Source organism: Hyphomonas polymorpha PS728, from assembly GCF_000685315.1.
GTDB lineage: Bacteria > Pseudomonadota > Alphaproteobacteria > Caulobacterales > Hyphomonadaceae > Hyphomonas > Hyphomonas polymorpha.
Genome location: NZ_ARYM01000025.1, coordinates 38346 through 48425, shown reverse-complemented (window position 1 = coordinate 48425; position 10080 = coordinate 38346). Strand labels below are relative to the sequence as shown.

Annotated in this window: 6 protein-coding genes and 1 pseudogene; 2 read left to right on the top strand and 5 right to left on the bottom strand. The window is 58.9% G+C overall.

Annotated features, from left to right (window positions below; genetic code table 11):
* Window positions 1-251: 251 nt before the first annotated feature.
* The 4 genes from HPO_RS16750 to HPO_RS16735 all read right to left on the bottom strand — a co-directional run bounded on the left by HPO_RS16750 (window position 252) and on the right by HPO_RS16735 (window position 3075).
* Window positions 252-479 (bottom strand): toxin-antitoxin system HicB family antitoxin, encoded by a 228-nt coding sequence (locus HPO_RS16750; RefSeq protein ID WP_035601342.1) that lies wholly within the window; start codon window positions 477-479, stop codon window positions 252-254.
* A complete protein-coding gene (locus HPO_RS16745; RefSeq protein WP_206742182.1) occupies window positions 476-895 on the bottom strand; it encodes a putative toxin-antitoxin system toxin component, PIN family in 420 nt (139 codons plus the stop codon). The genes HPO_RS16750 and HPO_RS16745 overlap by 4 nt, the downstream gene beginning before the upstream one ends.
* A 157-nt stretch (window positions 896-1052) precedes the next feature.
* Window positions 1053-1466 (bottom strand): hypothetical protein, encoded by a 414-nt coding sequence (locus tag HPO_RS16740; protein ID WP_157532900.1) that lies wholly within the window; start codon window positions 1464-1466, stop codon window positions 1053-1055.
* Window positions 1467-1611: 145 nt separating this feature from the next.
* Window positions 1612-3075, bottom strand: coding sequence for a secretin N-terminal domain-containing protein (locus HPO_RS16735; protein WP_035601336.1), 1464 nt, complete (start codon window positions 3073-3075; stop codon window positions 1612-1614).
* Window positions 3076-3879: 804 nt separating this feature from the next.
* Between HPO_RS16735 and HPO_RS20755 the strand changes: the two genes are divergently transcribed.
* On the top strand, window positions 3880-4047 hold the full coding sequence (locus HPO_RS20755; RefSeq protein WP_162174063.1) for an RHS repeat domain-containing protein: 168 nt from the start codon (window positions 3880-3882) through the stop codon (window positions 4045-4047).
* 100 nt (window positions 4048-4147) lie between these two features.
* A complete protein-coding gene (locus HPO_RS16725; protein ID WP_162174062.1) occupies window positions 4148-8551 on the top strand; it encodes an RHS repeat domain-containing protein in 4404 nt (1467 codons plus the stop codon).
* 293 nt (window positions 8552-8844) lie between these two features.
* On the opposite strand, the pseudogene HPO_RS16715 reads toward HPO_RS16725, so the two are convergent.
* Window positions 8845-10006 (bottom strand): annotated as a pseudogene (locus HPO_RS16715) (IS3 family transposase).
* Window positions 10007-10080 lie beyond the last annotated feature (74 nt).

The following is a 10080-nucleotide window of genomic DNA, read 5'->3' as shown; positions in this document are numbered from 1 at the left end:
GGCAAGAGACGGAAAACAAGGGGTCCGCAAAGGACAGTTTCCGGAAACGTATGAGGCCCCCGCTTGGCATCCGCCGGGGTGTCGTTGAAAGTTCAGGCCTCTTCGAAAAGGCGTCAGTGCAATGGGTTTCTATGGCGCGCGTCAGTTGCCGACCCGCAGACAAGCCGAGGCAATGGCCTGCGCCCCGGCCAGACAGGGGTGACGTCAGCATGACCGAGGTTCGTCGTTCGCAGCGTCCTGCTTGCGCAACGCTAGCTGTGTTTGCCGAACTGCTGGTCCAGCTTGTCGAGAAGGCTGAGGCCCTTTGCCGTGTCGCCGCGCGCGGCGCGCACGCGGAAGCGCAGTTCGGTGTCGAACTCCGTCACCGCACGTGTGGCGAACTCCTCGAACAGCTTGTTGAGGCTGATCCCGCGATGCTCGGCAAGCGCGCGCAGGCGCTCATGCTGATCGTCCGGAAGCCTGATTGTCAGAACACTCATGTTGATTTCCTTTCCTTCAAATAGGTTCCCGCATCGCAGATCGTGAGTCCCGGAAACAATAATTCGGCCCGTTTGAAGTCAGCGAGATTGGCGGTGACGACGGCTCTGGCCGCAGAGGCGATTGCCAGTTCGATCACATGGTTGTCAGCCTCATCGGGCAGATTGGGCCGCCACAGGAAATGTATCCTCACCCATTCGCTGACGCTGAGCAGGGCGTCGAACAAGGCCTCCCGCTCTGCGGCATCGAGAGCGCAGCGCGCAAACAGGCTTTGGCGCGCCAGAACATCTTCATACTCGGCAAAGAGCGCGGCCGAAAAGACGGGCTGAACGTCCCGCCGCAAAGCCAGGCGGAGCACCTCTCTGGGCGCGCCGTTCCGGTTCAGCAGGGCCGAAACAAAGACGTTTGTATCAATCACGATCCGATCCATTGAGACAGACTGATAGCATATGTGTAGTCAAAACTCAAGGGGCCGCTTCGCCTCGGACGATCTGGCCTGCTGAGGCCCGTGCGTAAAAAGCCGCCCGGTGAAAACCACCGGGCGGTTCCAACTTACCTGAGAGGCGACAAAGGACTCAGGCAGCGCTGACTTTGCGAGACAAGTCTTGGTCGGCGGGTTGCTTTGTTCCGTCTGCTTCGAACAGCCCGGCGATCCGGTCCCACGCGTCGGCAGGCGGGCAGGCTGCGCCTTCGACATGGCGCGTCGGCGGCACCTGCAGCCAGCCCGGCGTCCAGGCATCCCCCTTGGAGCTGTTACGTACCGTAAGGGCTGCCACCAGCTGCGCTTTTTGCGCCTTGAGGGGAGCGCTCTCTGCTTTCCGCGCCGCCTCCGGCGAAACCACCTCCGCGAGGAAGGAACGGGTCACGCGCCGGTCGCGCAGAAGATCGAAGAACGCCTCGTCCGGCTGCCAGAACATCCCCGGATCAGTGGCGCTGGCATGCAGCGTCGCCTCGACGGCGGGCCCGCCGGACTCCAGCGTCTCAGCCATCGCACCTTCGAACACAATCTGATGACGCAAAGCGCGGACCTGTTCCGGTAACAGCAGATCCGGTTGCGACCGTATATCAATAATCTGGCCGGCCCGGCTTGAGACGAGGGTGATGACCTCGTTCTGGAACTGGGTCCCGTAGTCGTCAGGGGGCGGTGACGCCCGTATCCCGGTAAGTGGTCGAGTTGACGATGGGCGCGTCAGGGTTCGTCACGCTGACTGCGCTCTGGGTTATCACCGGAACCTGATCACCGATCTGGAGCCTGGCTGTCTCATTGTTGAGGACAAGCATGCGGGGAGAGGAAACGATTTCCACATCACCGGTCGTGGCGAGCGCATTGATCACCGCTTTTATGTCCGTGTTGATGTAGGAGACTGAGACCCCGGGAAATAAGCCGGAGACCGATCCGTTTGTGGCCTCCGTGAAACGGGCACTCAACTGATCCTGTACCAGGTCCCATTGCACACCCAGCGACGAGGTGTCCGTCAGACCGACCTCCACTATGGTTGCCTGGATCAGTACCTGCTTTTTTGGTTTATCCAGCAAAGACAGGAGCTCTCCCAGTGAGGTGAGTTCTTCAGTGTTGCCTCGTGCGATGATAGCGTTGCGTCCGGGATCGACCTTGATGGAAAGGCCAGCGTAGAGAGAGGCGCCCGATTGGGACGGGTCACCAAAAGAACCCCCGGGCGTCGAAAATGTATCATTGGCAGCCGGAGTGTTTCGCATGCCGGGAGATGTGCCGCCTGTAAGGGCCATCAGATCGCCGGCGTTCACATATCGCGCCTCATAAACCAGCAGGTCGCTCATCCTCTGCGGGGATGCGTCCCGGTCGAGCCGGCGGATCCATTCGATCAGCTGATCGACCGTCTCCCTCTGGCGCGCCGTGATGAACAGGGCGTCAAGCCGGTCGACCGGAATGATCGTGGCCCCCCCTATGTTCGAGATTGCCGGCGCGAGATCCGCGGAAATCTCTGAGGGCCGCGCGTGTTTGATCGGCACGAGGGCGCTCGATACCGAGGAGAGCCAGTTCACGTCCAGGGATTTCAGGATCTCGACGCCCACGGCAACCGTATCCGGACTCCCCGAAAGCACAATCAGTCCGCGGCTCTCATCCCCATGACGTATTGTATTGGGGGGAAGCATTGCCGTTGCGATGCGGGACACGTCTTCAACGCGTGCATGTTTTAATTGAAGAACGGCAAGTGAGGTTCCTGCCGGAGGAAGATCAGTGGTCTGAATAAAGGCCGGTACTCCGGCGGCGGCTTCTTCCCGGCTTAGCGGCGCCACGACGTATATGCCTCCCTTCTCCGTGATGCCGAGCCCCTGCAATTGAAGCGCGCCAGTCAGCGCGGCAACCGCCTGGGCCGGGTCCGAGATATCCTCCAGACGCAGCGTAATGGTTCCCGATACGGCCGGGTCGATCACATAATTCAGGCCAAACCCGGTTCCGAGAATCTGATTTACAACCGCGTCTATCGGAGCGTCCCGGAACATGAAGCTACGTGCCTCGCCCTGGCGCACAAGGCGGGGCGCTTCTGTGATGCGATCCGGAGCAGGGGACAAAAAACGCTCGGATCCATACCAGGTTTCTGGGAAACGCTCGGCCACGGGAGGTTGTGAAACCGGGGCGCCTTCTGATTCCACCGGAGCAGCAGGCGGCGGGCTGAATGACTGAGCAACAGGGGGGGAGTGAGCCGTGGAAGCGCTGGTCTGACAGGCGGTCACAGCGAGAAGGCTTAAGGGGCTGACCCAGAGAAATAGCCCATGAAATATGGATAAGTTGATGCTCATGCCCGCGCCTGAACTCCCCGGTTGAAATTCAGGCTCGGATGATTCTGAGCGTGAATAAAGTCACTCTCTATCTGCAACTATTACCAGGACTGGAGATTATGCCTGGCTTCCTCAGTGTGCCGCTCGCTTCTTCAGCCCGGTCCGGACCGCGGGCGGGAAGTCAGGCGCCAGTCGGGCGTGCCGATGCGAGCAGCTGGCGCCTTTCGCGAAGCCTGTGTTCTGGAGATCGGAGTATCGGCGCTGACGGTCCGCGAATTTGAAAGGCGCGCGATGTTGCCCGAGAGATTTGAAGGTGAGTGAGATGTCGGCGTATGAGGCGTCCTGGAAGCTCAAGGCAAAAACCGACTGGGCTGACGAAGCAAGCAGTCAGGCGCCTGGCGGGAATCGCCCGAGAAAATCAACGCAAAGTATGTGTACGGAGGGTCACTGTTCAGTCTGCGGGAACATGCTCCGAGCGCGAGCCCGGGGTTAGAACCCTGTTTCCGGCACGGCGATAAAATGATTTGGCTTTCTGCGTGATTTGAGGTTGACGAGAACAAAATCTATGGCAGTTTTCGATTCATCTGGAGGTGGTGCATGAAAATCTCAAAATCGTTGCTTTTAATATGTGCGGCCCTCCTGATGCTCAGTCCGGTGGCGCAGGCATCATCGACCATTACCTATACCTACGATGCGCGCGGCCGGTTAAAGACGGTGTCGCTTTCTGGCGGCATGCATAGCGGCGCTGTGACCACTTACACCTATGACAAGGCGAATAACCGCGTTCGCAAACAGGTGACGGGCGCTTAGGCGTCTCCGCTCTCTCCATCTCTGTAGAGTCAATTCTTTCCGGCGCAGACGGACTTCCTGTCCGGATGCTGATCTGTACCTGAAAATGCTGGGGCTGCTCATGTTGCGCGCTTTCAATATCTTGTCTCCTGGTTATGCGGCCCTCGATCTGTTCGTGCGGGTTCTTCACTTTGTCTCCGCGATGGGCCTTCTGAGAAAGTGTCGTGCTATCTGTGCGTCTGGTCTGATCGCGCTTCTGTCCGGCGTCATTGGCTGGCCGGCTTCAGCGCAGATTCCCTATCCTCCTCCGCCGATTTTCTCTGCAGTAGATGAGCGGGGGGTCGATCTTCTTGGAGGAAGCGTGCGTTTTTCAACGCCGTCCATTTCCATAGGCCAGCCTGGTCAGGGCGGCCTGAGTTACGTCGGCAGCTATGGTCCGTCAGACTACAGGGATAATGTAACGGGCACCATCACCACGAGTGGAAGCGGCGGGACGTCGAGGACTGTTTCTATTGGCTTTTCAGCAGAGAGTTTCGCACCTTCGGGAGGCGCGTGGGTATCCAGCCAGGGAACCGGGGCGACGCTCAGCTTTGATACTGGCAGCCAGGAGTGGACATATACGGCGGCGGATGGATCCGTAGCAAAGTTCTCACGGACGCTCGGGCAGCGATCAGGGTTGTACAGCGCCAGCGAGGGATTGATCACCTCACTCACCAAACCGGATGGTGAGATCGTCTCTTTCGGCTACAGAACCAGCGAGGTGGTTCAATGCCCCGGCGAGCCCTGCAGCCGCCCGGTGATCGTCGTGGAAAACCTGGTGCGTCTCCAGTCGGTCACCAACAATCTGGGTTATCAGCTTCAGTTTGATTACCGATCCAGCCAGCCCCGGTACTTCCTCGGAGAAGACTATTCCGGTTTCTTTCTTCCGCAGAGCGTCACCGCGTTCAACAGGACGGAATTTGCCTGCCCTCTCAACATCGCTGCTGCCTGCAGCCCGACAGGGGATTGGCCGAAGCTGACCTTTGCCACGACCGATCCATTTTGGTTCGAAGTGACCGATGCGCTAGGACGTGTGACGCAGTCTACGCTGTCCCCGCCACCACGCGTGTTTACCTACCGGCCGCCGGGCGCGGCTTCCCCGACCGTCAGTGTAACCCTGGATGCGTCCTGGCGCGCCAGTCTGGTGACCATCGGTGGCTCAAGCTGGTCCTACACATACGCGGATGTCGGCGCGCAGCGCACGACCACAACAATGAACCCGGGTGGTTCGACCCGTAGCCTCGTGTCAAGTCTGACAACCGGACTGCCGGTGTCGCAGACCAATGAGCTCGGCAAGACGACCAGTCTGACCCATGACACAAATGGCCGCCTTACCCAGATATCCTATCCGGAAGGCAACAAGGTTCAGTACGCGTATGACAGCCGCGGAAACATTACAGAACTCAAACAGGTAGCGAAGGCGGGTTCGGGGCTCGCGGATCTCGTGCAGACAGCCTTCTATCCCGCGTCGTGTTCGAACCCCAAGACCTGTAATCAGCCCGAATGGACGGAAGATACGGCCGGTCAGCGGACGGACTATACCTATGACACCGCCCATGGCGGGATCCTGACGGTTACAGCGCCTGCAGCAACAGGCGGCGGAACGCGCCCGCAGCAGCGATTCAGCTACACGCAGATGTATGCCTGGTATAAACTCACCCCGGCGGGAGCGGTTGCGCAGGCGCCCAGCCAAGTCTGGCGGCTGACGCAGACCTCCGCCTGCTCGAGCGGCGCCTCGCCCGGCTGCATCGGAACAGCGAATGAAACGCGCACGACCCTTGGTTATGGCGCGACCGGCGTCGGCAACAATCGCGTTCTACTGAGTACCACCATTGCGGATGGAACCGGGAGTACTTCTTCGACGACCACGCGGACACTGACAACAGTGAGTGATGTTGCAACGATTGACGGGCCGCTCTCGGGCGCGGCGGACACGAGCTATTATTTCTACGATGTGATGCGCAATCCCCTTGGAGTGATCTCACCGGACCCCGATGCCGGCGGGCCGCTGCTGCGCCGCGCAGTAAAGCTGAGTTATAATGCGTCGGGCCTCGTCTCCGCAGTGGAGCGGGGGACGGCCACGGGTACGACGCTCGCTGATCTGACCGGCATGTCTGCATTGCTGCGGACCGAGACGGATTTTGACACGCTGCTGCGCCCCTCGGCCAGCCGGCTTAAGTCCGGCGCGACAACGCTTAGCCTGCGTCAGGTGAGCTATGACAGCCGGGGACGTCTCGACTGCGAAGTCCTGCGGATGAATGCGGCGGCGTTTGGCTCGGCACCAGCGGCCTGTACACTGGGAACGACGGGCGCGCATGGTCCGGACCGGATCAGCAAATACACCTACAACAATGCGAGCCAGCTCACGGAAATCACCGGTGCATACGGAACGGCGGAGGCAGGACCGGATGTCCGCTACACGTATACGGACAATGGTCGTCAAGCGACGGTGAAGGATGAGAAGGGCAACCTGACCACTTACGTGTATGACGGTTTCGATCGCGTCTCCCGGTTGCGCTATCCCGATCCCAGTACGCTGGGATCCAGCTCAACGACTGACTATGAGGAATACAGCTTTAACACGGTCGGCCGGATGACAGGCCATCGTTTGCGCTCCGGCCAGACGATCTCGTTCGCCTATGATAATCTCGGGCGGATGACGACGCGCACGCCGCCGAGCCCCCAGGCAGCCGTGACGTATGCTTACGACAATTTCGGGCGGATGACATCAGCCGTTCAGACGGGCCACACGGTATCCTTTACCTATGACGCGCTCGGCCGTCAGCTGACTGAGGTGTCGCCTCAGGGGATGATGTCGTATCAGTATGATGCCGCAGGCCGCCGCACGCAGGCAACCTGGCCGGATGCTTTCTACGTCACCTACGACTATGACCTCGCCAATGCGGTAACAAGCATCCGCGAGAACGGATTAGCGGCGCTGGTCACTTACACCTATGACAATCTCGGGCGCCTAGCTTACACTGCTCGCGGCAATGGCGTGAACACCATGAACGTATTCAACTCTGCCTCTCAGCTGGACTCCATGGCGCATGACCTTGCTGGCACGGCGCAGGATCAGACGCTGAGCTTCACCTACAACATGGCGGGTCAGATCCTGACGCGGGGGATGACGAACAACATCTACCAGATGAGCGGGCTGACCAATCTGGATCACAACTTCACGGTCAACGGGCTGGATCAGTACCTGACGGGGCCGGCGTCCTACACCTATGACACGCGGGGCAGCCTGACCTCGGATGGTACGCGGACCTATGCGTATGACTTTGACAACCGCCTCACCGGCGTCACGGGTGTAGGCGGGGCGGTAACTCTGAACTATGACCCTGCAGGGCGTCTCTATCAGACGGCGCAGGTGAGCGGGGCGACGACGCGGTTTCTGTATGACGGAGCCAATCTTGCAGCTGAGTACAATGGCTCGAACGTGCTTCAGAAGCGCTACATCCCGGGTCCGGGTCTCGACACACCACTGGTGGCCTATACAGGCAGCGGCACGGGCACGAAGCACTGGTTGATCACGGATGAGCGGGGCTCGGTGATCGCGGAAACCAACGGCACGGGCGCGGCCACGCAGATCAATGCGTATGATGAGTATGGCATCCCGAAGTCGGGCAATGCCGGCAGGTTCGGATACACAGGTCAGATCTGGATCGCGGAGGTTCAGCTCTACTCCTACCGCAATCGTGTCTATCATCCGAGGCTGGGGAGGTTCCTGCAGACCGATCCGATCGGGCAGGCCGGCGGGCTTAATCTGTATGCGTATGTTGGGAACGATCCGGTGAATCGGATCGATCCGTGGGGATTGAAAGGTTTCAATCCTAGGGAATGCGAAAATGTAGAGGGAGTTTTGGTTTGCGGGGGAGTCACAGTCACTTCACCAAAGCTAGAGCCGCCACCCCGGCAGGTAAGCACCCGGCTGATGTTGCTGTGGAACTCTGACTATGCATCGCTGTGGTATAGAGTAAACTTCTTACCCGGCGGGGCGGCTGCCGGTAGCACCTCTCAAGATGATAAAACGCAGTGTCCTACGGGAGCTCGACTTCATCTTGGCTATGGTGCGGGCGGAACGCTTTTTGGGGGCGTTGTTGGTGGCTCAGCAGGTTGGAATACGAGCGGTTCCGTCCCGTGGGAGTCATTGCCGTTGATTGGTGATGGTAGTTTTCGTGGCACTCAATTCGGAGCCTCCGGATCAGTTACTCCCCTAGCTGGCTTTGGCGGTTTCGCAGGATTGGGGCCCAATGTATTGTTCGGTAACGCGCAGTCGGCCTCAACAAGCGGGCTTACTTTCACCGAAAGCGTTGTGATGCAAGGTGGTGGGGGGGATGGTGGGGGCGTGGAAGTCACAGCGAACTTCGACGGACCCTATGGTGTGTCTATGGGGCCCAGAGGAGCGTATGGTGCTTACGGAGCTATCGGCCGCCAGTACAGCATAAACTATCATTTTGATCCTATAGGATGCAGAGGATGATTGAAGAAAAAATCCGCTTTGTGAATCGAATGTGGCGTCAGGTAATTGTCCCTCTCTGCATTGTCACTTTGTTGCTCGTGATGTATGTTGTTTTTGCGATGGTCAATTTCGCCGCAGGAAATACATCCTATTTGAAAGATGATCTGTTTCAGTTTTGTTTGATTTCATTGGTATTTGTTGCCCTATTCTATTGGTTTGTTGGGATTATTAAATCAATCGTCATATTTCATTTGCGGAAGTCATTGAAGTAGAAGTATCGTTGCGATGTGGACTTCCCCCGGTTTCGTGGACGGTTACAGGCTAGCGGATTCCAGTGTCTCCAGTCGGCTCCTTTCGTAGTTGATGGGTGACATGTAGCCAAGGGCGGAGTGGCGGCGGCCGGGATTATACCAGCCTTCGATGAACTCGAAGACGGCCATCCTAGCCTCAGCTTTCGTCGTGAAGGTCCGGCGGTTCAGAAGTTCGGCTTCGAGCGTCGAGAAGAAGCTCTCGCACATCGCATTGTCATAGGCATCGCCGACCGATCCCATCGAAGGACGTACACCTGCCTCCTTGCACCGCAGACCGAAGGCGACTGATGTGTATTGCGATCCCTGGTCCGAGTGATGGATAACATCCCGGGGCTTTCGCTGCGTGACCGCCATGTTGAGGGCCTGCAGAACAAGCTCGGCTTTCTGCTCGTAACCGATCGCCCAGCCTACGATCCGTCTACTGAAGGTATCAAGGACGACCGACAGGTAGATGAAGCCTGCCCAGGTCGGGACGAAGGTGATGTCGGCGACCCAGAGCACATTCGGCGCATCGGCATAGAAGTTCCGGTCCACCAGGTCAGCTGCTGGTCGATGACGTTTGTCCCGGATCGTGGTGGTGACGTATTTCCGCTTGCTAGCGCAGCGGCTTTCATCAGCCGCTCGACCCGCTTGCGACATACTCGGATACCTTCATCGAGAAGATCAGCGTGGATCCTCGGCGCGCCATAGGTCATCTTCGAGCGATTGTGGAACGCGCCGATCTTTTCCGTCAGCACCGCGTCGGCTTGCGCCCGGCGGCTCGGCTCCCGGTCCCGCCAGGCATAGAAGCCACTGCGCGATACACCAAGGACCCGGGCCATCATCTCGATCGGGTAAAGGGCCTGGTTTGCGGTCATGAACCGGAAGATCTCGACGAAGGTATCTCGCCCTGTGCAAACCAGGCCGCGGCCTTTGAGAGTATGTCGCGCTCCTGACGCAGCACCTTGTTCTCCCGGCGAAGGCGCTTCAGCTCCTCGCGTTCGGCGCTCGTCACGCCATCATCGCGTTCACCGCTGTCCTGCTGGGCTTCCTTAAACCAAAGGTGGATGGTCGCTGCACACGGCTCAAACTCCCGCGCGAGGCTCTCGACACTGCGCCCAGACCGGGCCAGCGCAATGATATGTTCCCGAAATTCCGTCGGGTACGGGCTCCTTGTTCTCGGTATGAGAAACATCCTGTTCGATGAAGAAAAAATTGTCCATCAAACCGGGGGAAGTCCAAGTCCAGTCAGCGCCTGAG

Coding starts and splice junctions, on each gene's coding strand:
- HPO_RS16750 (WP_035601342.1), bottom strand. CDS start 479: ATGAGTGTTCTGACAATCAGGCTTCCGGACGATCAGCATGAGCGCCTG.
- HPO_RS16740 (WP_157532900.1), bottom strand. CDS start 1,466: ATGGCTGAGACGCTGGAGTCCGGCGGGCCCGCCGTCGAGGCGACGCTG.
- HPO_RS20755 (WP_162174063.1), top strand. CDS start 3,880: ATGCTCAGTCCGGTGGCGCAGGCATCATCGACCATTACCTATACCTAC.
- HPO_RS16725 (WP_162174062.1), top strand. CDS start 4,148: ATGTTGCGCGCTTTCAATATCTTGTCTCCTGGTTATGCGGCCCTCGAT.